The following is a 25,136-nucleotide window of genomic DNA, read 5'->3' on the forward strand; positions in this document are numbered from 1 at the left end:
GATATGGATTTGGAACGCATTCGCAAGGATTTTTCAATCCTAGACCAAGTTGTTAACGATGAGCCGCTGGTCTATTTGGACAATGCGGCGACCACTCAAAAACCGCAGCAGGTACTAGATGTGCTGGCGGATTACTACCAGAAGGACAATGCTAATGTTCATCGTGGTGTTCACACCCTGTCGGAACGGGCAACTGCTCGCTATGAAGCGGCTCGGCAGAAGGTGGCAGATTTTATCCAGGCCAAGTCTAGCAAGGAAATCCTCTTCACCAGAGGAACGACCACCAGTCTTAACTGGGTGGCTCAGTTTGCCAGAGAAATTCTCCAGCCAGACCAGGAAGTGATCATCTCGGTCCAAGAGCACCACTCCAATATCATCCCTTGGCAGCAAGCCTGTCAGCAAACAGGTGCTAAGCTCCGCTATGTGACCCTAAAAGACGGCGAGCTAGATATGGACCACCTATGGTCGCTGTTGTCTTCTAAGACCAAGTTCGTCTCCCTAGCCCACGTGTCCAATGTCCTAGGTTGCGTGGCTCCTATTGGGGAAATAGCAGAGCTGGTGCATCAAGTCGGTGCCTACTTGGTGGTGGACGGAGCCCAGTCAGTTCCCCACATGGCTGTCAATGTGCAAGAATTAGACGTGGACTTCTATGCCTTTTCAGGTCATAAGATGTTAGGTCCAACAGGAATTGGCATTCTCTACGGCAAGGAAGAATTGCTCAATCGTATGTCGCCTGTTGAATTCGGTGGCGAGATGATTGATTTTGTCTATGAGCAGTCAGCCACTTGGAAAGAATTACCTTGGAAGTTTGAAGCAGGAACGCCCAACATTGCAGGTGCCATTGGTCTGGGAGCAGCCATTGATTACCTAACGGAAATTGGCATGGACGCTATCCAGGCCCACGAGGCGGAACTGGTTGACTATGTCTTTCCAAAATTGCAGGCTATTCCAGGCTTGACCATTTATGGTAGTCAGGACCTGTCCAAGCGGACAGGGGTTATCGCCTTTAACTTGGACGACTTGCATCCGCACGATGTGGCGACCGCCTTGGACTATGAAGGGGTTGCGGTGCGGGCAGGCCACCATTGTGCCCAACCGCTTCTCAGGTACTTGCAGGTGCCAGCTACTGTGCGAGCAAGTTTTTACATCTATAATACAAAGTCTGACTGCGACAAGTTGGTTGAGGCAATCATCAAGACAAAGGAGTTTTTCAATGGCCCTATCTAGATTAGATTCTCTTTATATGGCAGTTGTGTCTGAACACTCCAAGTCGCCTCGTCACCGCGGAAGTTTGGACGGAGTGGAAAAGTTAGAACTCCACAACCCAACCTGTGGCGATGTGATTGAACTATCAGTCAAGATTGAAAATGATGTGATTACCGACATTGCCTTTGACGGAGTTGGATGTACCATTTCAACCGCATCGGCTTCCATGATGACCGAGGCAGTCCTTGGCAAAGAAATCAGTCAGATTCAAGAACTGGCAGAAATCTTCTCACAAATGGTCCAAGGGCAAGAGGACACACGCCAGAAGGAACTGGGAGACGCCTCCCTTCTCGCAGGCGTTGCCAAATTCCCTCAACGCATCAAGTGTGCTACACTTCCATGGAATGCCCTAAAGAAGACAATCGAACGCAGTGAAAGTGCTGACTGAGCACCATCGAATAAACAAAAAACGAAAATCATACAGAAAGGATTGTTCAGTTTCTGATTGGAATTGAAATTGAACAGGCCCAGCAAGTATTGAAGAGAGCGTAACTGTTATTTTCATACTTTTTGGGCTTAGTATCTTATATTATGTCAGAAGAAAGAATTGAACCAACCCCGATTGACCTTGGGGAATACAAATTCGGTTTCCATGACGAGAACGTGGAACTGGTGGCTTCGACTGGGAAGGGTTTGAACGAAGAAGTCATTCGTGAAATGTCCCGTATCAAAGGCGAGCCTGAATGGATGTTAGAATTCCGTTTGAAATCCTACGAAACCTTTAAGAAAATGCCTATGCAGACCTGGGGAGCCGACTTGTCTGATGAACTGGATTTTGATGATATTGTTTACTATCAAAAACCGTCGGATAAGCCAGCACGTAGCTGGGATGATGTACCAGACAAAATCAAAGAAACCTTTGAACGCATCGGTATTCCAGAAGCTGAGCGTGCTTACCTGGCAGGAGCTTCTGCCCAGTACGAATCAGAAGTGGTCTACCACAACATGAAAGAAGAGTACGACAAGCACGGTATTATCTTTACAGATACCGACACGGCTCTCAAGGAACATCCAGAACTCTTCAAAAAATACTTTGGAAAACTCGTTCCGCCGTCAGATAATAAACTAGCTGCCCTCAACTCAGCAGTTTGGTCAGGTGGGACCTTCATCTATGTACCAAAGGGTGTTAAATTGGATATTCCACTCCAAACCTATTTCCGTATCAACAACGAAGGAACAGGTCAGTTTGAACGCACCCTCATTATCGTGGATGAAGGAGCAAGCGTTCACTACGTAGAAGGCTGTACCGCTCCGACTTACTCAACTGCCAGCCTCCACGCTGCTATTGTGGAAATCATTGCCCACGAAGGTGCCTATATGCGTTACACCACCATTCAAAACTGGTCAGATAATGTTTATAACCTGGTAACCAAACGTGCTCGTGCCGAGAAAAATGCCACTGTCGAGTGGATTGACGGGAACCTTGGTGCTAAGACGACCATGAAATACCCTGCGGTTTACCTAGAAGGCGAAGGAGCCCGCGGAACTATGTTGTCCATTGCTTTTGCCAACAAAGGTCAGGTCCAAGATACCGGTGCCAAGATGATCCACAATGCACCACGGACTTCATCTTCTATCGTATCCAAATCCATTGCCCGTGGCGGTGGAGAAGTTAACTACCGTGGTCAAGTAACCTTTGCTAAAAACTCAGCCAAGTCTATCAGCCACATCGAGTGTGATACCATTATCATGGATGATATTTCCAAATCAGATACCATTCCATTTAATGAAATCCACAACTCACAAGTGGCCCTCGAACACGAAGCCAAAGTATCAAAAATCTCAGAAGAACAGCTCTACTACCTCATGAGCCGTGGCTTGTCCGAGTCCGAAGCTACAGAGATGATTGTCATGGGCTTTGTCGAACCATTCACAAAAGAACTCCCAATGGAATATGCAGTCGAACTCAACAGACTGATTGCCTATGAAATGGAGGGCTCGGTTGGTTAGATTTTTGGCAATTTAGCAAACATGAGTTTGCTAAAAGCCAAAAAATCTCCAACCGAGGTGGGAGATAAGGAGTAGCGAAAGCTACTCTACATTGTAATGCCAACGCTCGTTGGAAATAGGGAGCGACGGGAGTCGCTCTTCTTTGTAATCATAATAACCTTATCACAATTCCGTGCCTTCCACGCTCGTCGTTTTCTGTCAGAAAACGATATGTAGTAAGGAGTTCCGCAGGAACTCCCTCCAACTCAATCTCCAACCGAGGCTGGAGATAATGAATAGCGAATGTTACTCTACATTGCAATGCCAACGCTCGTTGGAAATAGGGAGCGACGGCAGTCGCTCTTCTCTATAACTAACATAGTCAGAGAAACTATTTTTTTATAATTTTTCGTTGACATAGCGGACAAATTGATTCCACCAAGAGAATGGCCAGGATGCTTCTTTCATATCGCTAGGGATAATCATATTGACACTAGCTTGCTCGGAAATATAACCTTTTCCAATGAGATCTTGATCTTTCAGTTGCAGTTTACCAACCAAGGTCCCTGCTTTGAGGGGAGCATCAATTTCTTTTATATCCGTTGTAAAAGTTGCGGTGGGGACATTATCAGTTTGTTTTCGTTGAACAACGGTTAAATCTGCTGCTGCAACAACAGGACTTGTTTCTTTTTCACCATTGAAAACCTTTATCTTACTATCTTCAAAGGCTTCACCTTTTTTTACTAGTGTAACAAGCGAAAAGTTAGAATAAACATAGTTCATCAAATCATTTGTCGCGACAAAGCGATTTTCTGGAGAGGTCAGCCCATCATTGGCATTCAATACTACTGTGATAATGCGCATACCAGCTTGTTGAGTTGTTGCAAGAAAACTTGAACCAGCCGAGTTTGAGGTCCCTGTTTTTAAGCCGTCAACCCCTCCACGGGCGTGAGTGCCGTCGCTCAGCATTTGGTTGGTGCTATAGTAAGTGTAGCCGCCAAAATCGTAGGCGTTTAGCGAAGTAATGTCGAGCACCTGAGGATAGTCGAGTATTAATCGTCTTGCGATGATAGCAACATCTAGGGCTGAAAACATATTTACATCTTCAGGACTGGAACCTGGATAAATATTTTCACCCAAGTCGGTATTATCTAGCCCGGATACATTGACAATTTTTGTATCGGTAATTCCCCATTCTTGGACTTTTGTTTTCATTCGATCTACGAATGCAGCTTCGCTACCGGCTATTTTTTCTGCCAGAGCAATAATAGCACTATTGGATGATGTTATTAAAGAAGCGTTTAATAGGTCTCTTACTGAATAGGAACGTTCATCTAGATTGACATTGCTTAATTCGGTATTAGAAGTGAGGCTATAGGGATAATCAGAAATCTCTACCATAGTATCTAAAGTGATCTCACCCTTTGCCAGTGCTTCGTAGATCAGGTAAATGCTCAATGTCTTACTGATAGAAGCAATGCTTGCTTTGGTTTCGGCATCTTGCTCATACAAGATTTTGCCGCTACTTACTTCAACCGCGATAGCATGCTTGGCTGCAACAGAAAAATCTTCTGCCAAAATAGGTGTGGAAGTTAAAAAAACGGCAAGGATTGTAGTGAGTGTTAGTAAAAGTTTACGCATAATCATTCCTTTTTGGGGTATTTTATTCTATTATATCACAAGAAATGTGAGAAAAATTTGGAAAAAACATGTAAAAAATGAGAAAATGATGAAAAAATATGTTTTTACAAAATTTTCTGACAAAAAGACTTTATTTAAGAAAAATTTATGATATAATGATTTTTATAAGACATAGTAATAAGTGTCAAACAAAAAGAAAACAGAGGTGTTTTATGAAAAAGACAACGAAACTTTTTGCACTTGCAGGTGTGACTCTCCTTTCAGCATCTGTTCTTGCAGCATGTGGTTCAAAACAATCAGGTGCAGCAAAACAGGAATTGTCATTCCCAGCTGAAGTAAAACAAGATGGAACAGCAGTCGCAGATGCTCAATTGAAATATGCTTGGGTATCTCCTACAACTTCATCAGGTCTTTTAATTGACGAGTTGACTGAGAATACTACTGATTCAACATTTGGTGGTATGGTTGATATTTCAATGTTCGGTTACGACGGAGAACGTAAGTTGGACGACTCAGGTCTTGCCAAGGCTGAATTTGATGTAAAAGGCAAGAAAATCACAGTCAGCTTGACTGGTAAGGATTACAAGTGGTCAGATGGTGAGCCATTCACAATCAACGACTATATCTTTACAATTAAGTCAATGGCAAGCAAAGACTATACAGGTATTCGTTTTGATGATAAATTCTTGAACATTGAAGGTATGCAAGAATTTGTTGATGGAAAAGCATCAGACATCTCTGGTATTAAGAAAGTTGATGACTATACAGTAGAATTGACTGTAAAAGAAATGTCACCTTCAATGATGTATGCAGGTGGTGATGTCCCAGCCTATATCCAACCAGAACACATCTATAAAGACATCCCTGTTGCAGACTGGGAAAAGAGCGAATACTCACGTACTGCGAAGCTTGTTGGTATGGGGCCGTGGAAGATTAAGGAAATCGTCAATGGTGAGTCTATCACTTACGTACCAAACGAATACTTCTTCAAGGGTACGAAACCAAAAACAAGCTCATTGAAGATTGACATCGTATCTCCTGATACTATTGTTTCTGAAATGAAAGCGGGGAATTATGATATCGCAGAAATGCCGGTTGATCAGTTAGATTCATATAAGGATGCTTCTAACTTGAATATCGTTGGTCAGTTAGAGTCGTCTTATGAGTATATCTCATTTAATTTTGGTAAATATGACGAAGCAGCTGGTAAGAACGTTATGGATGAAAATGCCAAGATGAATGATGTGAAACTTCGTCAAGCGATTGCCTATGCGATTGATACTAAGACAGCTGGTGAGTCATTGTACAATGGTCTTTACCACCCTGCAAAATCATTGATTATCTCATTCTTCGGCGATATTCATGATTCAGAGTTGGAAGGCTATTCATACAATCCTGAAAAAGCGAACAAGCTTTTGGATGAAGCTGGCTACAAAGATGTAGATGGTGATGGTATCCGTGAAGGCAAAGATGGTAAGGCATTCAAGATTACCTTTGCGGCTCGTAAACGTACTGAAGCTAACGAAGCGCTTGTACAACAATACATTGCTTGGTGGAAAGAAGTTGGCTTGAATGTCGAACTTTACACAGGACGTACAGTTGAAGGGAAGTCGTTCTATAACTCAGTTCAGGCTAATGATGCTGCTATTGATATGTATGCTGGTGGATGGTCAACAGGTTACGATCCAAACCCAAGTGGTCTATGGGGACCTATCGCTGCCTTCAACATGTCACGTTTCGTGTCTGATGAAAATACTAAGTTGTTGGAAGCAATTAGCTCAACAGAATCATTTGACGATAAGAAAAATGTTGAGAACTATAAGGCTTGGCAAAAATATGCTCACGAGCAAGCATTTGCCATTCCAACATTTGAGTCTGAGTCAATTACTGCGCTTAACAAACGCGTGAAAAACTATGACACTAACTACGGTTCAGCTTCAGGTAAAGGTATCGCTCTTGAGAATATCGAACTTACTGCTGATAAAGGTGTAGTGGCAGAATAATTTGTTAGAAGACAATAAAATCTGAAAAAGCCAATTTGATTGGCTTTTTTCAGATTGCTATTGGAATTTTCAGATAATTGTGGTATAGTAGATTCAGTACACAAAAATGAGTCCCTACTAACAAAAACTCAAGATGAAGAACATTAACCTACTCAATTCCTAATTGAGACAGTGATAGGGATGGTCTTGATTTATGATTGGATATAGGTACATTTTTTACTTCTGGGTAATCGCTATCAAACGATAATTTGGTAGAAATGTGTTATTCTAGAGTAGTTATATAAAGTCAGTTAATCAAACGTTATATGAACTTGATAATCGTAAGGCTATTGAATTGATTGAGCTTGATTAGCTGGCACATAAAGGAGGAAAAAGCGTGGCTACCGAAAAACCGCTTTTAGACATTAAAGATTTACACGTCGGTTTCCGTATTGGAGATGATTATTTTGACGCTGTTGACGGTGTTGACATCTCATTGCAAAAAAATGAAATTTTGGCAATTGTAGGGGAATCTGGTTGTGGTAAATCAACTTTGGCAACGACCATTATGGGCTTGCATAACCCGTTGAATACCAAAATCACAGGAAGCATCCAGTACAACGATATGGAATTGATTGGCATGGATGAAGCCAAGTACAATACGGTACGTGGTAATGATATTGGTATGATTTTCCAAGATCCCTTGGCTTCTCTGAATCCATTGATGACGATTGGTGCACAGATTGATGAGGCGCTGTTCTATCACACTGATTTGGATGCCAATGCTCGTACAGAGCGAGTTTTGGAACTCTTGGCTCAGGTAGGTATTCCAAATCCTAAGCGGACATTTAAACAGTATCCACATGAGCTTTCAGGTGGTATGCGTCAGCGTATCATTATTGCGATGGCCTTGTCTTGTAAACCGCCAATTATTATTGCGGACGAACCTACAACGGCCTTGGATGTTACAATTCAAGCACAAATCTTGGATCTCTTAAATGATATTCAAGCGGAGACAGGTTCGGGTATTATTTTGATTACCCATGACTTGGGAGTGGTTGCAGAAACTGCTGATCGTGTGGCTGTCATGTACGGTGGCCAGTTTGTTGAAGTGGCACCAGTAGAAGAACTCTTTACCAATCCAAAACATCCATATACACGTTCGCTCTTGAAGTCAAATCCTCAATCAGGTAGCGAAGGAGGCGATCTTCATGTTATTGAAGGTATTGTGCCTCCGATTACAAAAATGGTTCGTAAGGGTTGCCGTTTTGCTCCACGTATTCCGTGGATTGGAGCAGAGGCTCATGAAGAGAATCCGAGCATGCAAGAGGTAGGTCCAAATCACTTTGTTCGTTGTACCTGCCATGAGACATTCTATTTTGAAGGGGAGGCCTAATAGTGGGATTTATTGAAGTAAAAGATTTAAAAGTCCATTATCCAATTCGTAGTGGCTTCTTTAACCGTGTGACGGATCATGTCTATGCTGTCGATGGCGTTAATATTGAGTTTGAAGAAGGAAAAACCTATGGTTTGGTAGGTGAGTCAGGTTCTGGGAAATCAACCATTGGTAAGGCAATTATCGGTTTAGAGCGTGCCACTTCTGGTCAGATTATCTATGAGGGACAAAATGTAACCAACAAATCACGTGGTAAAAAAGGAAACTTTAATCGTGATGTTCAAATGATTTTCCAAGATTCTCTTTCAAGTTTCAACCCGAAAAAACGTATCTTGGACATCATTGCAGAACCAATTCGTAACTTTGACCGTTTATCTCCAGATGAAGAAAAGAAAAAAGTTCTTCAACTCTTGGATACAATCGGTCTAAATGAAGAAGCTCTGATTAAATATCCTCACGAATTCTCAGGTGGTCAGCGCCAACGTATCGGTGTTGCTCGTGCCTTGGCTAGTAACCCTCGTTTGATTATTGCAGACGAGCCGGTTTCTGCCTTGGATTTGTCTGTGCAGGCACAGGTCTTGAATTATATGAAACGTATCCAAGATGAGTTTAAGCTCAGCTATCTCTTTATTTCCCATGACCTCGGTGTTGTGCAACACATGTGTGATGAATTGTTCATCATGTATCGCGGACGTTTCGTAGAAACAGGAAATAAGAACGATATTTATAATAATCCACAACACATTTATACTAAACGTTTGTTGTCAGCTATTCCAACGATTGACCCACTCAATCGATTGAAGAATAAAGAAAAGCGTTTGGCTGCTGAAAAAGAATATCAAGAAATGCAAGGTCAATACTATGATGAAAACGGTCGTGTGTACGATTTGAGATCCTTCTCAGAAACTCATCAAGTAGCCCTTCCAGAAGGAGGTCAGAACTAAGATGTGGAAAACAGTATTACGTCGTTTACTCATGATGATTCCGCAGATTATTATTTTGAGTGTCATTGCGTTCTTTGTTGCGAAGATGATGCCGGGGGATCCCTTTACAGGATTGATTGACCCAAATATTGATCCAGCAATCATTGAACAAAAACGGATTGCGGCAGGTTATTATGACCCAATCCCTGTTCAGTATTTCCGTTGGGTAGGCAATCTTTTGCAAGGAGATTTTGGTCAGAGTGTTATTTTTAAACAACCAGTTGTTGATGTCATCATGCAGCGTTTGAATAATACAATTGGATTATCCCTCTTGACGATGGTATTGACTTATTTGATTGCACTTCCATTGGGTATGATTGCAGGTCGTTATCAAAACTCACTTGCAGATAAAATCATTGGCGTGTATAACTTCTTGACATTTTCAACTCCAACTTTCGTTTTTGCCATCCTCATGCTCTGGATGTTTGGCTTTAGTTTGGGCTGGTTCCCGACGCGCGGTTCGATTAGCGGTGGTGTGGAAGGATTTGCAGCGACTCTCAGTCGTTTACACCATATGATTCTGCCAGCGATTACAATGGCGATTTTGTCAACAACAGTTACTATTCAATATCTCCGTACGGGGATTATTGATGCTAAGAGCCAGGACTATGTTCGTACAGCTCGTGCCAAAGGTGTTCCTGAGAGAGTTGTTTATAACCGTCATATTTTCCGTAATTCGATTTTACCGATCGCATCTTTCTTGGGTTATGAATTGACAGGATTAATTGGTGGTTCTATCTTTATTGAAAATATTTTCACTTACCCAGGTATCGGTCAGTTATTCTTTAACTCTATTTCTAGTCGTGACTATAGTGTTATCTTAGCTTTATTGTTGGTATTTGGTATGGGTACTTTGTTGGGGACATTGATTTCAGATATTATCATGAGTATCGTGGATCCACGTATCCGTGTGAAATAGAAGGAGGAGTAAGGTGAGTAAAGAAAATAAAAAACAAGTACAATCTGCTTCAACTCCTCCAGGTGGCTTCCGTGTCATCGCGCGGGAGTTTATGAAAGATCGACTTGCATTGACCTCATTAATTATCTTAGTGACGGTTCTCTTAGCAGTCTTTATCGGTGCACTTCTGTTGAATCAAGAACAAGTTATGAAAGTCAACCTTTTGGGACGTTACTTGGAACCAGGTGTTAACGGCTATATCTTGGGGACAGATGAAGGTGGTAAAGATATCTTTGGTCAGCTGATTATCGGTGCTCGTAACTCAATCATTATCGGTTTTACCATTACGATTATTACTAGTATCGTTGGTATCTCTATCGGTTTGATTTCTGGTTATTACGGTGGTCGTTTGGACGGATTCTTGATGCGTATTGTCGATTTCATCATGATTTTGCCGGTAACAATGTTGATCATTGTTTTCGTGACAGTTATCAAGAACTATACGATCTATCACTTCATTCTCATCATGAGTGCCTTTTATTGGACGGCCAAGGCTCGTCTATTCCGTACAAGGACTTTGTCAGAGGCAAGCTTGGATTATGTCAATGCATCAAAAACATTGGGAACAAGCGACTTCATGATTATGTTCCGTGAAATTTTACCAAACTTAAGTTCATTGATTATCGTTAACTTGACCTTGAACTTTGCGGGAAATATCGGTATCGAGACTTCGTTGACTTATCTTGGTTTCGGTCTACCATCGACAGTACCAAGTTTGGGTACCTTGATTGCCAATGCCCGCAATGCAGATATTTTGGAAAACAAGACATGGATTTGGTTGCCAGCAGCCATCTTCATCCTTGTGATGATGCTCTGTATCAACTATGTCGGACAAGCTTTCCAACGTGCAGCAGATGCTAAGCAGCGTTTAGGTTAATTGTGAAAAGGGTTCCTTTTGGAGCTCTTTTTTTGTAAAATCCGATGTAACAAGCTTGTTTTTTACAGAAAGCAGAAAATGTGGTAAAATGGAGTGATAAAACTATTTGAGGTAACGAATTATGACTGTTAAAATCAATACTAAAGACGGCCAAATCGAATTGACTGATGACGTGATTGCCACAGTTGTTGGCGGTGCTACGACTGAGATTTTCGGTGTTGTTGGGATGGCTAGTAAGTCTGCGATCAAGGATAATTTTCAAGCACTTTTGAGAAAAGAAAATTATTCTAAAGGTGTTGTTATCAAGACCTTGGAAGATGGTCGCATTGCAGTCGATGTTTATACTGTGATGAGCTACGGTGTAAAAATCAGTGAAGTATCTCGCAATATCCAAGAACGCGTTAAGTTCAACTTGGAAAATCAACTAGGTATCTCTGTAGATGCCGTCAATGTCTTTATCCAAAATATCAAAGTCGTAGGAGAATAATTGTGTCTAAAATTACAACTAGTTTATTTCAAGAAATGGTGCAAGCAGCATCAACTCGTCTGAATAAACAAGCCGAATATGTGAACTCACTCAATGTTTTCCCAGTTCCAGATGGGGATACTGGTACCAATATGGGGATGACTATTACCAATGGTGCTAAAGAAGTAGCAGATAAGTCTGCTTCTACTGTTGGAGAAGTTGCGCAAATTCTTTCTAAGGGCTTGTTGATGGGAGCTCGTGGAAACTCAGGTGTTATTACGTCGCAATTGTTCCGCGGTTTTGGTCAATCTGTTAAAGGCAAGGTTGAATTGGACGGTAAGGATTTGGCGCAAGCCTTTCAACATGGTGTAGAAGTGGCTTATAAAGCCGTTATGAAGCCAGTTGAAGGTACAATTCTTACTGTTTCGCGTGGAGCAGCCACTGCCGCTTTGAAAAAAGCAGAAGAGACTGATGATGCGGTTGAGGTTATGCGTGCCACCCTTGACGGTGCTAATCGTGCTCTTAAGAAAACGCCAGAGATGCTTCCAGTCTTGAAGGAAGTTGGTGTTGTCGATTCAGGTGGACAAGGTCTTGTTTACATTTATGAAGGGTTCTTGTCAGCTTTGACAGGCGAGTATATTGCTTCAGAAGATTTTGAGGCGACACCTGCTGTTATGTCTGAAATGATCAATGCTGAGCACCACAAGTCAGTTGCAGGTCATGTAGCGACTGAAGATATTACCTTTGGTTATTGTACAGAAATCATGGTAGCTCTTCGCCAGGGTCCTACTTATGTGAAGGACTTTGATTATGAAGAATTCCGTAACTACCTCAACGACCTTGGGGATTCCCTCCTTGTGGTCAACGATGATGAAATCGTTAAAGTCCATGTCCATACAGAAGATCCAGGTTTGGTCATGCAAGCGGGTCTTCAATACGGTAGCTTGGTCAAGGTAAAAGTGGACAATATGCGCGAGCAACATGAAGCTCAGGTTGAGAAAGAAGAAACTTTCCAAAAACCGACTGAACAAAAAGAGTATGCTATTATTGCGGTTGCTGCTGGGGAAGGTTTGACAGAAATTTTCAAATCACAAGGCGTTGACTATGTGATTTCAGGTGGTCAGACTATGAACCCATCAACAGAAGATTTTGTCAATGCTATTGAATTGGTCAATGCCCGAAATGTCATCTTGTTGCCAAACAATAAGAACATCTTGATGGCGGCTCAGACGGCTGCTGAGGTTGCAGAAGTTGCGGTTAAGGTTGTGGAAACCAAGACCCTACCACAAGGTTTTACTAGCTTGCTTGCTTTTGATCCAAGTCGTGATTTGGAAAGCAACTTTGAAGCGATGACGGCATCGCTTGCAGAGGTGAAAAGTGGTAGCGTGACAACTGCGGTCCGTGATACAACCATTGACGGTCTTGAAATCCATGAGAATGACAACCTTGGTATGGTTGATGGCAAGATTGTGGTTTCTAATCCAGATATGATGGAAACACTTGTCGCTACATTTGAGAAAATGCTCGATGAAGATAGCGAAATCGTGACGATCTATATCGGTGAAGATGGTAATGAAGAATTGGCTCAAACTCTTGCTGAACAGCTAGAAGAACAATTTGAAGATGTCGAGGTCGAAATCCATCAAGGAAATCAACCAGTCTACCCATATCTTTTCAGCGTAGAATAAACAAAATCGCAGGCTCTGGCTTGCGATTTTTTCTGTCGACTTGTCTACAATTTCCAGTAGACCTATGACAAACTACCGGGGCTATGGTATAATTAAAGACATGTATAGTCAAAATGAAAATGAATTGATTGCCATTGGTGAGAGAATTGGAAAAGCCTGTAAGCCAAATCAAGTTCTAGTATTATCAGGGGATTTGGGTGCTGGGAAAACAACTCTGACCAAGGGTTTGGCCAAGGGTTTAAAAATTGAACAGATGATTAAGAGTCCTACTTATACGATTGTTCGAGAGTATGAGGGGACCATGCCACTCTATCACTTAGATGTTTATCGAATTGGAGATGATCCTGACTCGATTGATTTGGATGATTTTCTCTATGGAGGTGGTCTAACGGTTATCGAGTGGGGAGAATTACTGGATGTCAGTCTGTTTGATGACTATTTGCTCATTCGTATAGAGAAAGAGGGAGATGGTCGACGATTGACAGTCGAATCTCATGGGGCTCAAAGTAGCGATTTAGCGAAGGAGTTCCAAAATGTCTGAAAAAGAAGTGTATTTTAGTGAAGCTGAACCAGCTGATGCAGTAGCTTTTATTGATTTTATGAATCAAGTTGCTAGAGAAACGGATTATCTGGTCATGGATGAGACTGGTTTTCGATTTAGTGTTGATGAAATGGAGACCATCTTCGAAGCAGGAATCGAAAATCCTCGTGAATTGTGCCTGTTGGCTAAGGTTGGTTCGGAAGTCGTCGGCGCAATTTCTGTTAAGTCCTCTAAGCAGTTTCGCATTAGCCATATCGGAAATATTTTTATTGCAGTAAAAAAAGCCTATTGGGGTCACGGTCTAGGGACGATTTTACTGGAGGAAGTATTGCATTGGGCAGAGGAAATGGATGTATTGAAGCGTTTGGAATTAACGGTTCAGGTTCGCAATCAGGTGGCAGTACATTTATACCAAAAACTAGGATTTAACATTGAAGGAACCCAGGTATGTGGGGCTAGAACAGATGAAGGAGAATGGCTTGATCTTTATTATATGGGCAAGTTAATTGGTGAAGTATGACAATTGGAAAAAAAATATTCTTAATGTCTTTGGCTATTATTGGTTTAACACTAGGTGCCGGCTTAATATATGGAGCCAGCTTGTTAAATTTTTCTACGGATGCTATTTCGAAAACATTTAAGCAATTGGATGGAGAAGAAAAAATCACTCCGATTGATGCGACAGAGCCCCTAACTATCTTACTGATGGGGGTGGATATGGACCAAGCGACCCGTGGAGGAGATTGGGAGGGTGGTCGTAGTGATTCGATGATTTTGGTAACCGTCAATCCTAAGACTAAGGAAACCAATATGATGAGCTTGACTCGTGATATTATGGTTGAAATCGCAGAAGCGAGCGGGGAATCTTCAGGAACGGTTGAAAAACTAAATCATTCTTATAGCTACGGACAGGCACCGATGGCCATTGCCACGATCGAAAAGATGATGGATATTAATATTGACCGCTATATCGAAATAAATATGGATGGTCTGGTTGAGCTTGTTGATGCGGTTGGAGGTATTGAGGTAAATAATACTCTTGGCTTCCCTATATCCATTTCGGAACATGAGCCTGCCTACACCTCTATCGTTCAGCCGGGGAAACAGTTGGTAAATGGAAATCAGGCGCTGGTTTATGCTCGGATGCGCTATGATGATCCTGAGGGGGATATTGGTCGTCAGAGACGTCAACGTGAAGTTATAACGGCTATTATAAAAAAACTCCTTCAGTTAGACGGTTTTACCCAGTATAAGAAGATTCTGACTGCCATTTCCAATAATATGCGAACCAACATTGAGATTAGTCCTGCGACAATTCCAAGTCTCTTGGGGTACAAAGACTCTGTCTCCAAGTTGAATTCCTATCAGTTGCGCGGTGTGGATCAAATGGTTGATGCAATCTATTATCAATTACCAACCAGCGAACACCTATTGGAAATGCAAAATATTTTGAAAAAATCTATAGGCTTAGAAGAAAAGACCGACTTAGTCACAAACGTGAAGGTTTACGAAGGACAAGTGGGATTACCAAGTCCAATCAACGTTTATGATGTATATACAAATCTCTTGTTGCTAGAAGCAAGTCCGTGGGCGGAACGCTTGGATCCAGAAATAGGGAATCCATCAGCTACTACGACTGTAACAACAGAAGAGCAGGTAACCGATTTTTCAACAGAGCCAATACTCGGTGATGAAAACGGGTCACAATAATAATGTAGTCATCTAGTTTTTCTTTTATTACTTTGACGAGCGAGTACTAAAAGCCTATAAAAATAGAGGTTATTTACAACCTCTATTTTTATATATTTGGAAATTCCCTATATTAGGGAGTGCTATTCTCATTCTGGTATTTTTTGAGAATCTGTTGGATTTCTTCCAAGTTTCCTGCAATGCTTTGCTGATAGACTCGAGTCTTATATTGTAAGTCAGAAGCCATTTCCTGCAAGGGTTCTTGAAAACTTTGGATAATAGCAAGTTGTTCCTGAATATTATCCTTGCTCAATTGAATATCTGATAGAAGTTGTTTGGTTTCCTGTACTTCTTTAGCAATTTTATCCCGATGCGTGACTGCAAGGAAGCTGGCGGTAGCGGCGCTTACGGCTAAAATGATATTACGAAGTTTCATATTATTCTCCTAGATAGAGCTCTTGTGCCAGTTGAGCCAGGGCTGGGAAGTCAGGGTCGTTGGCTTTAAATTGAATGTTCAATCCATCTTGATTGTTAAAGCGTGGTAAGAGATGGATGTGTGTATGAAAGACGGTTTGCCCAGCGGCCTCCTCGTTGTTATTAACGATGTTTAGACCGCTAGCGCCAAGTTTTTCTTTTAACTGACGGGCGATGGTTGGCACAACAGAAAAGAGTGTAGCTGCAGCTTCTTCATCCATGTCAAGCACGTTTCGGTAGTGTTTTTTAGGAACAACCAGTGTGTGTCCTTTTGTGACTTGAGTGATGTCTAAAAAGGCTAATACTTGGTCATCTTCGTAGACTTTTGAAGCTGGTATTTCTCCAGAGATAATTTTGCAAAAAATACAATCCGACATAATGGCAACCTCTTTCTGGGATTTTTGTTATAATAATTATATCAAATTGTAGGAAGAAAATGTATGTTAGAAGTAAAAAATGTAACTGGAGGATATGTCAATATCCCGGTTTTGAAAGATGTATCTTTTACGGTTGAGGATGGTCAATTAGTTGGTCTAATTGGTTTAAATGGTGCAGGGAAATCAACGACTATTAAGGAAATTATCGGTCTTTTGACACCTTATCAAGGACAGATTGCAATTGACGGCTTAACTTTGCTACAAGGGGCTGAAAATTATCGGAAGAAGATTGGTTTTATCCCTGAAACACCAAGTTTGTATGAAGAACTAACCCTCAAAGAGCACTTGGAAGTGGTAGCAATGGCCTATGATTTATCCTGGGAGCAAGCTTGGGGACGTGTTGAGCACTTGTTAAAACTGTTTCGCTTGGATGAAAAATTGGACTGGTTTCCTGTCAATTTTTCAAAGGGAATGAAGCAGAAGGTCATGATTATTTGTGCTTTTATGGTGGAGCCGAGTCTGCTGATTGTTGATGAGCCTTTTCTGGGATTAGACCCTGTGGCTATCTCTGACTTGATCGCTCTTTTGGAGGAAGAAAAATCTAAGGGCACTTCCATTCTCATGTCCACTCACGTTCTTGACTCAGCTGAGAAAATGTGCGACTCTTTTGTGATTTTACATCAGGGTCAGGTCCGTGCAACTGGAAATTTGGAGGAGCTACAAAGCGCATTTGGTATGGATGGTGCAAGTCTGAACGAAATTTATCTGGCCTTGACGCAAGAAGGAGTGGCTGGATGAAAGAATTGTTTCAACAACGCCGACTAGATTTTTTAAATCGTTGTTCCAAGTATCTGCGCTATGTTCTGAATGACCATTTTGTTTTGGTTCTCATGGTTTTATTAGGCTTTTTGAGTTTGCAATACCGTCAATTATTGTTGTCATTCCCTGAGAATCCGTTGCCGATTGTTTTGGTGGTTATTGCAATCAGTCTACTGGTGCTATTGTCCGGAAGAATTGCGACTTATTTAGAAGAAGCTGATCAAATCTTCTTATTGACCAAGGAAAAAGACATTCTGCAAGGACTCGAGGTTGCAGCCAGACGCACGGTCTTGTTTTGGTCCTCTATACAGGTGGTGGTTCAGCTTGTTTTGTTACCAATCTATTTGAAACTGGGTTTACCGGTGTGGATGATTGTAGCTGGTCTTCTTACTTTGTTGGTTTTAAAATGTCTTCTTGTCAAGCGCCAATTAGCGGCTTATCAGTCACAGGGAGTATTGGACTGGTCTAAGGCTATTCAAGATGAACAAAAAAGGAAACAGTCTATTTTACGTTTCTTTGCCTTGTTTACGACGGTTAAAGGCATCAGCACGACTGTTAAACCGAGAAGCTATCTCAATGGAATCTTGCGTCTTGTCAAGTCGAGACAGACTTGGTTTTATCTCTACTTACGGGCTTTCTTGCGTTCAGGAGACTACTTGGGCTTGACGATACGTCTACTGTTGTTGGCGATTTTGTCCCTATTTGCCATCGAAGAATCGTGGTTATCCATCGGCCTAGTTTTAGTCTTTCATTATTTGCTTGTCTTCCAGTTGTTGGGGCTTTACAAGCATTATGATTATCAATATGTAACACAACTGTATCCTTTGGAGAAAGATTCCAAGAAAATCGGTCTTCAGAATTTGCTTAGAGTGATTTTATACAGTCTATTACTGGTGGAATTGGGCTTTGCTCTGCTATTTTTTAAAGAGAATACGATGGTAGTCATCTTACTTCTCGTGGGGATTTTCTTGCATGAAATATATTTGCCTCTAAAATTAAAAAAATTGATTGACTAAATAGACGAAAATTAGTAAAATAGTAGGGAATTTTTAAAGGAGGAAAGGCATGCAGTTTGATACCAGTGGGCTACAATTACAGTCTATTGCAGGAAATAGTGGCAAAGCGTTTAAAGGCCTACGGTCAGACGGAACGCCAGTCTTTGTGAAGTATGAGATGCCTCCGATAGTGTCTGCTCTTGCGCGTGAGCAAATTACACCACCCGTTTTGTCAGCAAATCGTGAAGTAGGAATGGGGCATCGTGTAGAGCAGGAGTGGTTGAATGGTCGTACCTTGGAGCGTCAAGATATGACTAGTAAACAGATTCGTCAAATACTGGTGAGAATGCACTATTCTCGTATTTTGCTCAATCAGGCTTTGCAGATGAATTATACCTATATGGAACCTCAGGATTTGGTTTATCGTTGGCAAAAAGAGGCGCCAACTAGATTGGGACAGAATTCTTATCTGCAATCTATCTGCCAAGATTTATTGAATAATCTACCAAGATTCCGTCAAGAGGTGGCAACATTTGTTCACGGAGATTTGCATCATAGTAACTGGGTAGAAACGACGTCTGGTTTGGTGTATTTGACAGATTGGGAGACCGCTTGTGTAACGGATCGGATGTTGGATGTTGCCTATATTTTGACGCATTATATTCCTCGTCAGTCCTGGGAAGAGTGGCTTCGGGCTTATGGCTACAAATATAACAGCACAGTATTAAATAAGGTTTATTGGTATGGCCAGCTTGGCTACCTAAACCAAATTGCTAAGCATGTAGAAAGCTACAATGTTTTGGCTGCAAATAAAGAAATTTACGCTCTACGGCAATTCCGTCAGAGTTTCTATAAGGAAGTATGAGAGTTAGAAATCGTAAGGGAGCGAGTGAGCTTCTAGCAAACAATCCCCAGTATGTTATCTCCAATCCAGAGGAATGTAAGGGGAAATGGGCAGAGATTTTTGGAAACAATAATCCTATCCACATAGAAGTTGGTTCTGGTAAAGGTCGCTTTGTCACTGGTATGGCTGCGCAAAATCCAGATATTAACTATATTGGTATTGATATTCAGATGACCGTGTTAAGCTATGCCTTGGACCGTGTGCTTGAAGCTGGCTTGCCAAATATAAAATTATTGCAGGTGGATGGTTCGAGTTTGACCAACTATTTTGCACCGGCAGAAATAGATCAGCTTTATCTGAATTTTTCAGATCCATGGCCTAAGAAACGTCATGAGAAACGTCGTTTGACCTACAAGTCATTCTTGGATACCTACAAGGAAATCTTGCCTGAGAAAGGAGAAATCCACTTCAAAACAGATAATCGTGGTCTGTTTGAGTATAGCCTGGCTAGTTTTTCTCAATATGGCATGGTCTTGAAGCAAGTTTGGCTAGATTTGCATGCTGATGGTTTGGAAGGCAACGTTATGACAGAGTATGAGGAGAAATTCTCAAACAAGGGTCAGGTCATCTATCGTGTGGAAGCACAGTTTCAATAATTCCCTTAGTGGAAAATGAGAAGAGGTCTAGCAGAGACCTTTTTCCTTTGTCGAATAAACTAAATGACTATAATCCATCGTTTTCCTTTACAAATAGGGATAGATATGATAGAATAATGGAAGTGAATAATGAGAAAAGGGGTTGGCGTCAGTCAACCCTTTCCCTGTACACGGATTTCTGTATATAGAATGAATGATAGTACAAGGGAGTTTACTGTCAAAGGAAATAGAGAGTCCTGGATAGTGCGAACTATTTGAGTAATGTATTTCTAGCGACTGTAAAAGTAGGAGGTGTTTATGTCATCAATTATTGAATTGGTCACAGCAGCAATTACCCCCGCTATTCAAACTCCTTACGAGTTGGTAGATGTGGAATATGGTAAAATGGGCGGTGACTATGTCCTATCGATTTTTGTCGATAAGGAGGGTGGAATTTCCCTTCAAGATACGGCAGATTTATCCGAAAAGATTAGTCCGATTTTGGACACTATCAAACCAGACCCATTTCCAGACCAATACATGCTGGAGGTAACAAGTCCAGGTTTGGAACGTCCTTTAAAAACGGCAGATGCTGTTGAAAAGGCAGTTGGAAAGTACATCCATGTCAAGCTCTATCAGGCAATTGATAAAATCAAGGTTTTCGAAGGAACTTTGCTCTCCTTTGATGGAACAGACCTGATCATGGAATATATGGATAAAACTCGTAAGAAGGAAGTGACTATTCCTTACCAGACGGTGGCTAAGGCCCGTTTGGCTGTTAAGTTATAATGCTCTTTCATGAGTATTTTAAAAGATATTAGACTTTAAGAAAGGACCTTTTGAGCGCAAAAGGAAAACAACATGAGTAAAGAAATGCTAGAAGCCTTCCGTATTTTAGAGGAAGACATGGGTATTAACAAAGCGGATATCATTGATGCAGTTACAGAGTCGCTTCGTTCAGCTTATAAACGCCGTTATGGTCAATCAGAATCAGCAGTGATTGAATTTGACGAGAAAAAAGGCGATTTCCATGTATTTACTGTTCGTGAAGTAGTAGATGAAGTATTTGATAGCCGACTAGAAATTAGTCTAAAAGATGCCTTGGCTATTTCATCAGCTTATGAAATGGGTGACAAAATTAAATTCCAAGAAGACCCAGCGGAATTTGGACGTGTAGCTGCTCAATCAGCTAAACAGACCATCATGGAAAAGATGCGCAAACAAAAGCGTGCCATTACCTTCAATACCTACAAGCAACATGAAAATGAGATTATGTCAGGTACGGTAGAGCGTTTTGATAATCGGTTTATCTATGTCAACCTTGGTACGATTGAAGCACAGTTGTCAAAACAGGATCAAATTCCTGGTGAGGTTTTCCAATCTCATGATCGCATCGAAGTCTATGTCTACAAGGTAGAAGACAATGGTCGTGGGGTTAACGTATTTGTTAGCCGTAGCCATCCAGAAATGATTAAACGTCTCATGGAACAGGAAATTCCAGAAGTATACGATGGAACAGTTGAAATCATGAGTGTTGCCCGTGAAGCTGGAGACCGTACGAAAGTGGCTGTTCGTAGCCATAATCCAAACGTGGATGCCATCGGTACGATCGTTGGTCGTGGTGGTTCAAATATCAAGAAAATCACTAGCAAATTCCATCCAGCTCGTTACGATGCTAAGAATGACCGTATGATTCCTACTGAGGAAAATATTGACGTTATCGAGTGGGTAGCTGATGAAGCGGAATTTATCTACAATGCCCTTGCACCTGCTGAAGTTGACCAAGTATTGTTTGACACGGAAGATGGGAAACATGCTACAGTCGTTGTACCAGATGATAAGTTGTCATTGGCAATTGGTCGTCGTGGTCAAAACGTTCGTTTGGCAGCGCATTTGACAGGATTCCGTATCGACATCAAGTCAGCATCGGAGTATGAAGCTTTTGAAGCAACTCAATATGCAACAGACGAAGTTGTAGAAGAAGTCGAAGAAGAACAAGAATAAGGCAAAAGGAGCAACCATGGCAAAAGCTAGAAAAATACCCTTGCGCAAGTCTGTGGTGTCCGGTGAAATCATCGACAAACGGGATTTGCTCCGTATTGTAAAAAATAAAGAAGGTCAAGTATTTATCGATCCAACAGGCAAGGCAAATGGTCGTGGGGCTTACATCAAGCTTGATAATGATGAGGCAAGCCAAGCTAAGAAACGTCGTGTCTTCGATCGTTCCTTTAGTATGGAAGTGACCGAAGAATTTTACGATGAATTAATTGCCTATGTTGATCATAAGATCAAGAGGAGAGAACTTGGACTCGAATAAGAGACAGAAAATCTTAAATTTATTAGGTTTGGCCCAGCGAGCTGGTCGCCTGGTTTCTGGTGAGGACCTGGTTGTTGAAGCTATTCAAAAAGGGCAGGCAAAGTTGGTGTTTTTAGCCGAAGATGCTGCTGGAAATTTAAGTAAAAAAGTAACAGATAAAAGTCATACCTATCAAGTAGAAGTTGTAACAGTGTTTTCAACACTGGAATTGAGTGCAGCTGTCGGCAAGGCTAGAAAAGTTCTTGCAGTGACAGACGCTGGATTTACAAAGAAGATGAGGTCTATTATGGAATAGAACAGGAGGACAAGGCATTGTCTAAGAAGAGATTGAATGAAATAGCCCGTGAATTAGGCGTAAGCAGTAAGGAAGTTGTTGCTAAGGCTCAAGAATTGGGCTTTGAAGTCAAAAGCCATGCTTCAAGCGTAGATGAAGCAAGTGCTAAACGCCTTGCAGAAAGCTTTGGTGGACAAAAATCAGAGGCAACTAAAGTTGCGACAAAAGTTAGCAAGCCTGAGAAGGTTGATGAAACTCCAAAGGTGGAAACAGCTAAGCTAGAAAAAGCTAAGGAAACACAGCCAGTAGTAAAAGAAGAAGTTGCGACAGCTACAGTACAATCAGCTCCACATCGTCCACAGAGTCGAAACTTTAAGGCAGAACGTGAAGCACGTGCCAAAGAGCAGGCTGCTAAGCGAGCTCAGGGGCAAGGAAAAGGTGGTCAAACTAAATCTGGTCAGGACCGTCGTGATAACCGTCAACAAGGTCAGGGACGTTCAAACAATGAGCGAAATGATCGCCGCGACAATCGTCGTGACCAGCGTCCAGAAGAGCGGAAAGACAACCGATTTGGTGAACGACGCGATAATCGTGCCAGCCGTCGTCAGGACAACCGTCCAGGTCAGTCAGCTCGCTTTGAACAAAGAGAGGCTGCAAAACCAGCAGGACCTAAAATTGACTTCAAAGCGCGTGCTGCTGCTTTGAAAGCAGAACAAAATGCGGAGTATGCTCGTACCAGTGAAGAACGTTTTCGTCAGGCTCAGGAAGCTAAAAAGCAACCTAAGAAGCCAAAAGAAATTAAGTTTGAAGAACCGGTTGTGGAAAGCAAACCATTTGTGAAGCCTGCACCTGTTGCATCGGTACCAGAGCAAGTTGCAGAAACTACTGTAGATACCCGTCGTAAGAAACAAGCTCGACCAGATAAAAAACGTGACTTTAATAGTGACGAAGAAGATGGTCCACGGAAACAACAAAGAAATCGAAATAGTCAAAATCAAGTGAGAAATCAAAGAACAAGTAACTGGAATAACAACAAGAAAAATAAAAAAGGCAAGGCTAACCAACCTGCCAAACCTGTCACAGAACGCAAGTTCCACGAATTGCCAACTGAATTTGAATATACTGCTGGCATGACCGTCGCAGAAATTGCAAAACGGATTAAACGCGAACCTGCTGAAATTGTGAAAAAACTCTTCCTTATGGGAGTTATGGCGACTCAAAACCAATCTTTGGATGGAGATACTATCGAACTCCTCATGGTTGATTATGGTATTGAAGCGAAAGAAAAGGTAGAGGTCGATAACGCAGATATTGAGCGTTTCTTCGTAGAAGAGGGCTACCTCAATGAAGAAGAGATGACAGAACGCCCACCTGTTGTGACTATCATGGGACACGTTGACCATGGTAAAACAACCTTGTTGGATACCCTACGTAATTCTCGTGTTGCTACTGGAGAAGCTGGTGGTATCACACAGCATATCGGTGCCTACCAAATTGAGGAAGCTGGTAAGAAAATTACCTTCTTGGATACTCCAGGACACGCGGCCTTTACTTCTATGCGTGCACGTGGAGCATCTGTTACCGACTTGACCATCCTAGTCGTTGCAGCAGATGATGGTGTCATGCCACAAACAATTGAGGCTATCAACCACTCAAGAGCAGCTAATGTGCCAATCATTGTAGCTATCAACAAGATTGACAAGCCAGGTGCAAACCCAGAGCGTGTCATCGGTGAATTGGCTGAGCACGGTGTTATCTCAACCGCTTGGGGTGGAGAATCTGAATTTGTAGAAATCTCAGCTAAGTTTAACCAAAACATTGATGAATTGTTGGAAACTGTTCTTTTGGTTGCTGAAATTCAAGAACTGAAGGCAGACCCAACTGTTCGTGCGATTGGTACAGTTATCGAAGCGCATTTGGATAAAGGGAAAGGTGCGGTTGCAACCCTCCTCGTTCAACAAGGGACACTTAATGTTCAAGACCCAATCGTTGTCGGAAATACCTTCGGACGTGTTCGTGCCATGACAAACGACCTTGGTCGTCGTGTTAAAACTGCTGGTCCATCTACACCGGTATCTATTACTGGTTTGAACGAAGCTCCTATGGCAGGCGATCACTTTGCAGTTTACGAGGATGAGAAATCAGCTCGTGCAGCAGGTGAAGAACGTGCTAAACGTGCTCTTCTTAAACAGCGTCAAGCAACGCAACGAGTTAGTCTTGAAAACCTCTTTGATACCCTTAAAGCAGGTGAGGTTAAGTCAGTTAATGTGATTATCAAGGCCGACGTACAAGGTTCAGTTGAAGCACTTGCATCATCGCTTCAAAAGATTGAAGTAGAGGGAGTACGTGTCAATATCGTCCACTCTGCAGTCGGAGCTATCAACGAATCAGATATTACTCTTGCGGAAGCTTCAAATGCTCTTGTGATTGGTTTCAACGTTCGTCCAACAGCTGAAGCACGTAACCAAGCTGAAGCAGATGATGTTGAAGTACGTCTTCACAGCATCATTTACAAGGTTATCGAAGAGATGGAAGACGCCATGAAAGGTATGCTTGACCCAGAATATGAAGAAAAAATCATTGGTGAGGCAATCATTCGTGAAACCTTCAAGGTATCCAAAGTTGGAACGATCGGTGGTTTCATGGTTGTTCGTGGTAAAGTTACCCGTGATTCAAGTGTTCGAGTTATCCGTGATGGTGTTGTAGTATTTGATGGCAAACTAGCTAGTTTGAAACGCTATAAAGATGACGTGAAAGAAGTTGGTAATGCCCAAGAGGGTGGTTTGATGATTGAGAACTACAACGACTTGAAAGTTGATGATACCATTGAAGCTTACATCATGGAAGAAATCAAAAAATAATATTTTCTCATTGTCAGAATCATAGACAAGTGATTTTGTCGAGGAAGTGATAATTTAATAGATTTTAGTAGATTTTAAAGCAATAGTTTTTAATCTACTTGGATTATTCAAGCTGGGGAAACTC

Annotated in this window: 25 protein-coding genes; 22 read left to right on the forward strand and 3 right to left on the reverse strand. The window is 41.7% G+C overall.

Annotation, left to right across the window (positions count from 1 at the left end; all coding sequences use genetic code 11):
- Positions 1 to 3: 3 nt before the first annotated feature.
- The 3 genes from ODU34_RS06430 (at position 4) to sufB (ending at position 3,216) form a co-directional block, all read left to right on the forward strand.
- Positions 4 to 1,227 (forward strand): cysteine desulfurase, encoded by a 1,224-nt coding sequence (locus ODU34_RS06430; protein ID WP_105178800.1) that lies wholly within the window; start codon positions 4 to 6, stop codon positions 1,225 to 1,227.
- Positions 1,214 to 1,654 carry a Fe-S cluster assembly sulfur transfer protein SufU gene (gene sufU / locus ODU34_RS06435; RefSeq protein ID WP_105178799.1) on the forward strand — a complete coding sequence of 147 codons (441 nt, stop codon included), beginning with the start codon at positions 1,214 to 1,216 and terminating at the stop codon, positions 1,652 to 1,654. Before ODU34_RS06430 ends, sufU begins: the two co-directional genes overlap by 14 nt.
- Before the next feature lie 143 nt (positions 1,655 to 1,797).
- Positions 1,798 to 3,216, forward strand: coding sequence for a Fe-S cluster assembly protein SufB (gene sufB, locus ODU34_RS06440; RefSeq protein WP_398578424.1), 1,419 nt, complete (start codon positions 1,798 to 1,800; stop codon positions 3,214 to 3,216).
- Positions 3,217 to 3,594: 378 nt separating this feature from the next.
- On the opposite strand, the gene pbp3 is transcribed toward sufB, so the two are convergent.
- The gene (gene pbp3 / locus ODU34_RS06445) at positions 3,595 to 4,836 is read right to left on the reverse strand and encodes a D-alanyl-D-alanine carboxypeptidase PBP3 (protein WP_105178798.1); all 1,242 of its coding nucleotides are present in this window, start codon (positions 4,834 to 4,836) and stop codon (positions 3,595 to 3,597) included.
- Positions 4,837 to 5,048: 212 nt separating this feature from the next.
- On the opposite strand from pbp3, the gene ODU34_RS06450 reads away from it, so the two are divergent.
- From ODU34_RS06450 to ODU34_RS06495, 10 genes are all read left to right on the forward strand, one after another.
- Positions 5,049 to 6,839: an oligopeptide ABC transporter substrate-binding protein gene (locus ODU34_RS06450; protein WP_105178797.1), complete on the forward strand. Its 1,791-nt coding sequence runs from the start codon at positions 5,049 to 5,051 to the stop codon at positions 6,837 to 6,839.
- A gap of 376 nt (positions 6,840 to 7,215) precedes the next feature.
- Positions 7,216 to 8,214, forward strand: a complete 999-nt coding sequence (locus tag ODU34_RS06455) for an ABC transporter ATP-binding protein (protein ID WP_105178796.1) — start codon at positions 7,216 to 7,218, stop codon at positions 8,212 to 8,214.
- Between the two features lie 2 nt (positions 8,215 to 8,216).
- A complete protein-coding gene (locus ODU34_RS06460; protein ID WP_002938145.1) occupies positions 8,217 to 9,158 on the forward strand; it encodes an ATP-binding cassette domain-containing protein in 942 nt (313 codons plus the stop codon).
- Between the two features lies 1 nt (position 9,159).
- Positions 9,160 to 10,116, forward strand: coding sequence for an oligopeptide ABC transporter permease (gene opp4B, locus ODU34_RS06465; protein WP_002938143.1), 957 nt, complete (start codon positions 9,160 to 9,162; stop codon positions 10,114 to 10,116).
- A gap of 13 nt (positions 10,117 to 10,129) precedes the next feature.
- On the forward strand, positions 10,130 to 11,032 hold the full coding sequence (locus ODU34_RS06470; RefSeq protein WP_024394948.1) for an ABC transporter permease: 903 nt from the start codon (positions 10,130 to 10,132) through the stop codon (positions 11,030 to 11,032).
- A 121-nt stretch (positions 11,033 to 11,153) separates the two neighbouring features.
- A complete protein-coding gene (locus ODU34_RS06475) occupies positions 11,154 to 11,519 on the forward strand; it encodes an Asp23/Gls24 family envelope stress response protein (RefSeq protein WP_002939192.1) in 366 nt (121 codons plus the stop codon).
- A 2-nt stretch (positions 11,520 to 11,521) separates the two neighbouring features.
- Complete coding sequence (locus ODU34_RS06480) at positions 11,522 to 13,186, forward strand: DAK2 domain-containing protein (protein ID WP_105178795.1); 1,665 nt, start codon at positions 11,522 to 11,524, stop codon at positions 13,184 to 13,186.
- 100 nt (positions 13,187 to 13,286) lie between these two features.
- The gene (gene tsaE / locus ODU34_RS06485) at positions 13,287 to 13,727 is read left to right on the forward strand and encodes a tRNA (adenosine(37)-N6)-threonylcarbamoyltransferase complex ATPase subunit type 1 TsaE (protein ID WP_024376437.1); all 441 of its coding nucleotides are present in this window, start codon (positions 13,287 to 13,289) and stop codon (positions 13,725 to 13,727) included.
- On the forward strand, positions 13,720 to 14,247 hold the full coding sequence (locus ODU34_RS06490; protein ID WP_105178794.1) for a GNAT family N-acetyltransferase: 528 nt from the start codon (positions 13,720 to 13,722) through the stop codon (positions 14,245 to 14,247). Before tsaE ends, ODU34_RS06490 begins: the two co-directional genes overlap by 8 nt.
- Positions 14,244 to 15,437, forward strand: coding sequence for an LCP family protein (locus ODU34_RS06495; RefSeq protein WP_105178793.1), 1,194 nt, complete (start codon positions 14,244 to 14,246; stop codon positions 15,435 to 15,437). Before ODU34_RS06490 ends, ODU34_RS06495 begins: the two co-directional genes overlap by 4 nt.
- Positions 15,438 to 15,549: 112 nt before the next feature.
- On the opposite strand, the gene ODU34_RS06500 is transcribed toward ODU34_RS06495, so the two are convergent.
- Together ODU34_RS06500 and ODU34_RS06505 are read right to left on the reverse strand one after the other, a co-directional pair.
- On the reverse strand, positions 15,550 to 15,852 hold the full coding sequence (locus tag ODU34_RS06500; protein ID WP_024395377.1) for a hypothetical protein: 303 nt from the start codon (positions 15,850 to 15,852) through the stop codon (positions 15,550 to 15,552).
- A gap of 1 nt (position 15,853) precedes the next feature.
- The gene (locus ODU34_RS06505) at positions 15,854 to 16,267 is read right to left on the reverse strand and encodes an HIT family protein (RefSeq protein ID WP_029171023.1); all 414 of its coding nucleotides are present in this window, start codon (positions 16,265 to 16,267) and stop codon (positions 15,854 to 15,856) included.
- 63 nt (positions 16,268 to 16,330) lie between these two features.
- Between ODU34_RS06505 and ODU34_RS06510 the strand changes: the two genes are divergently transcribed.
- The 9 genes from ODU34_RS06510 to infB all read left to right on the forward strand — a co-directional run bounded on the left by ODU34_RS06510 (position 16,331) and on the right by infB (position 25,012).
- Positions 16,331 to 17,065 carry an ABC transporter ATP-binding protein gene (locus ODU34_RS06510; protein ID WP_002942356.1) on the forward strand — a complete coding sequence of 245 codons (735 nt, stop codon included), beginning with the start codon at positions 16,331 to 16,333 and terminating at the stop codon, positions 17,063 to 17,065.
- Positions 17,062 to 18,102 carry an ABC transporter permease gene (locus tag ODU34_RS06515; protein WP_105178792.1) on the forward strand — a complete coding sequence of 347 codons (1,041 nt, stop codon included), beginning with the start codon at positions 17,062 to 17,064 and terminating at the stop codon, positions 18,100 to 18,102. Before ODU34_RS06510 ends, ODU34_RS06515 begins: the two co-directional genes overlap by 4 nt.
- A gap of 49 nt (positions 18,103 to 18,151) precedes the next feature.
- Entirely contained in the window at positions 18,152 to 18,946 is a 795-nt protein-coding gene (ccrZ, locus tag ODU34_RS06520; RefSeq protein ID WP_002942360.1) for a cell cycle regulator CcrZ, read from the forward strand.
- The gene (gene trmB / locus ODU34_RS06525; RefSeq protein WP_002939002.1) at positions 18,943 to 19,581 is read left to right on the forward strand and encodes a tRNA (guanosine(46)-N7)-methyltransferase TrmB; all 639 of its coding nucleotides are present in this window, start codon (positions 18,943 to 18,945) and stop codon (positions 19,579 to 19,581) included. Before ccrZ ends, trmB begins: the two co-directional genes overlap by 4 nt.
- A gap of 297 nt (positions 19,582 to 19,878) precedes the next feature.
- Positions 19,879 to 20,349 carry a ribosome maturation factor RimP gene (rimP, locus tag ODU34_RS06530; protein WP_002942369.1) on the forward strand — a complete coding sequence of 157 codons (471 nt, stop codon included), beginning with the start codon at positions 19,879 to 19,881 and terminating at the stop codon, positions 20,347 to 20,349.
- Positions 20,350 to 20,421: 72 nt separating this feature from the next.
- Positions 20,422 to 21,564 (forward strand): transcription termination factor NusA, encoded by a 1,143-nt coding sequence (nusA, locus tag ODU34_RS06535; protein ID WP_014638606.1) that lies wholly within the window; start codon positions 20,422 to 20,424, stop codon positions 21,562 to 21,564.
- Between the two features lie 16 nt (positions 21,565 to 21,580).
- The gene (gene rnpM / locus ODU34_RS06540) at positions 21,581 to 21,877 is read left to right on the forward strand and encodes an RNase P modulator RnpM (RefSeq protein WP_024389460.1); all 297 of its coding nucleotides are present in this window, start codon (positions 21,581 to 21,583) and stop codon (positions 21,875 to 21,877) included.
- The gene (locus ODU34_RS06545) at positions 21,834 to 22,172 is read left to right on the forward strand and encodes a YlxQ-related RNA-binding protein (RefSeq protein WP_043028741.1); all 339 of its coding nucleotides are present in this window, start codon (positions 21,834 to 21,836) and stop codon (positions 22,170 to 22,172) included. Before rnpM ends, ODU34_RS06545 begins: the two co-directional genes overlap by 44 nt.
- 17 nt (positions 22,173 to 22,189) lie before the next feature.
- Positions 22,190 to 25,012 (forward strand): translation initiation factor IF-2, encoded by a 2,823-nt coding sequence (gene infB, locus ODU34_RS06550; RefSeq protein WP_105179571.1) that lies wholly within the window; start codon positions 22,190 to 22,192, stop codon positions 25,010 to 25,012.
- Positions 25,013 to 25,136: the final 124 nt, after the last annotated feature.

Source organism: Streptococcus sp. 2018WUSS126 (assembly GCF_044427425.1).
GTDB lineage: Bacteria > Bacillota > Bacilli > Lactobacillales > Streptococcaceae > Streptococcus > Streptococcus hashimotonensis.

Bases quoted from the DNA above. Each gene is read 5' to 3' on its own strand.
- ODU34_RS06430 (WP_105178800.1), top strand. From the start codon at position 4: ATGGATTTGGAACGCATTCGCAAGGATTTTTCAATCCTAGACCAAGTT.
- sufU (WP_105178799.1), top strand. From the start codon at position 1,214: ATGGCCCTATCTAGATTAGATTCTCTTTATATGGCAGTTGTGTCTGAA.
- sufB (WP_398578424.1), top strand. From the start codon at position 1,798: ATGTCAGAAGAAAGAATTGAACCAACCCCGATTGACCTTGGGGAATAC.
- pbp3 (WP_105178798.1), bottom strand. From the start codon at position 4,836: ATGCGTAAACTTTTACTAACACTCACTACAATCCTTGCCGTTTTTTTA.
- ODU34_RS06450 (WP_105178797.1), top strand. From the start codon at position 5,049: ATGAAAAAGACAACGAAACTTTTTGCACTTGCAGGTGTGACTCTCCTT.
- opp4B (WP_002938143.1), top strand. From the start codon at position 9,160: ATGTGGAAAACAGTATTACGTCGTTTACTCATGATGATTCCGCAGATT.
- ODU34_RS06475 (WP_002939192.1), top strand. From the start codon at position 11,154: ATGACTGTTAAAATCAATACTAAAGACGGCCAAATCGAATTGACTGAT.
- tsaE (WP_024376437.1), top strand. From the start codon at position 13,287: ATGTATAGTCAAAATGAAAATGAATTGATTGCCATTGGTGAGAGAATT.
- ODU34_RS06490 (WP_105178794.1), top strand. From the start codon at position 13,720: ATGTCTGAAAAAGAAGTGTATTTTAGTGAAGCTGAACCAGCTGATGCA.
- ODU34_RS06495 (WP_105178793.1), top strand. From the start codon at position 14,244: ATGACAATTGGAAAAAAAATATTCTTAATGTCTTTGGCTATTATTGGT.
- ODU34_RS06500 (WP_024395377.1), bottom strand. From the start codon at position 15,852: ATGAAACTTCGTAATATCATTTTAGCCGTAAGCGCCGCTACCGCCAGC.
- ODU34_RS06505 (WP_029171023.1), bottom strand. From the start codon at position 16,267: ATGTCGGATTGTATTTTTTGCAAAATTATCTCTGGAGAAATACCAGCT.
- ODU34_RS06510 (WP_002942356.1), top strand. From the start codon at position 16,331: ATGTTAGAAGTAAAAAATGTAACTGGAGGATATGTCAATATCCCGGTT.
- ODU34_RS06515 (WP_105178792.1), top strand. From the start codon at position 17,062: ATGAAAGAATTGTTTCAACAACGCCGACTAGATTTTTTAAATCGTTGT.
- ccrZ (WP_002942360.1), top strand. From the start codon at position 18,152: ATGCAGTTTGATACCAGTGGGCTACAATTACAGTCTATTGCAGGAAAT.
- trmB (WP_002939002.1), top strand. From the start codon at position 18,943: ATGAGAGTTAGAAATCGTAAGGGAGCGAGTGAGCTTCTAGCAAACAAT.
- rimP (WP_002942369.1), top strand. From the start codon at position 19,879: ATGTCATCAATTATTGAATTGGTCACAGCAGCAATTACCCCCGCTATT.
- nusA (WP_014638606.1), top strand. From the start codon at position 20,422: ATGAGTAAAGAAATGCTAGAAGCCTTCCGTATTTTAGAGGAAGACATG.
- rnpM (WP_024389460.1), top strand. From the start codon at position 21,581: ATGGCAAAAGCTAGAAAAATACCCTTGCGCAAGTCTGTGGTGTCCGGT.
- ODU34_RS06545 (WP_043028741.1), top strand. From the start codon at position 21,834: ATGTTGATCATAAGATCAAGAGGAGAGAACTTGGACTCGAATAAGAGA.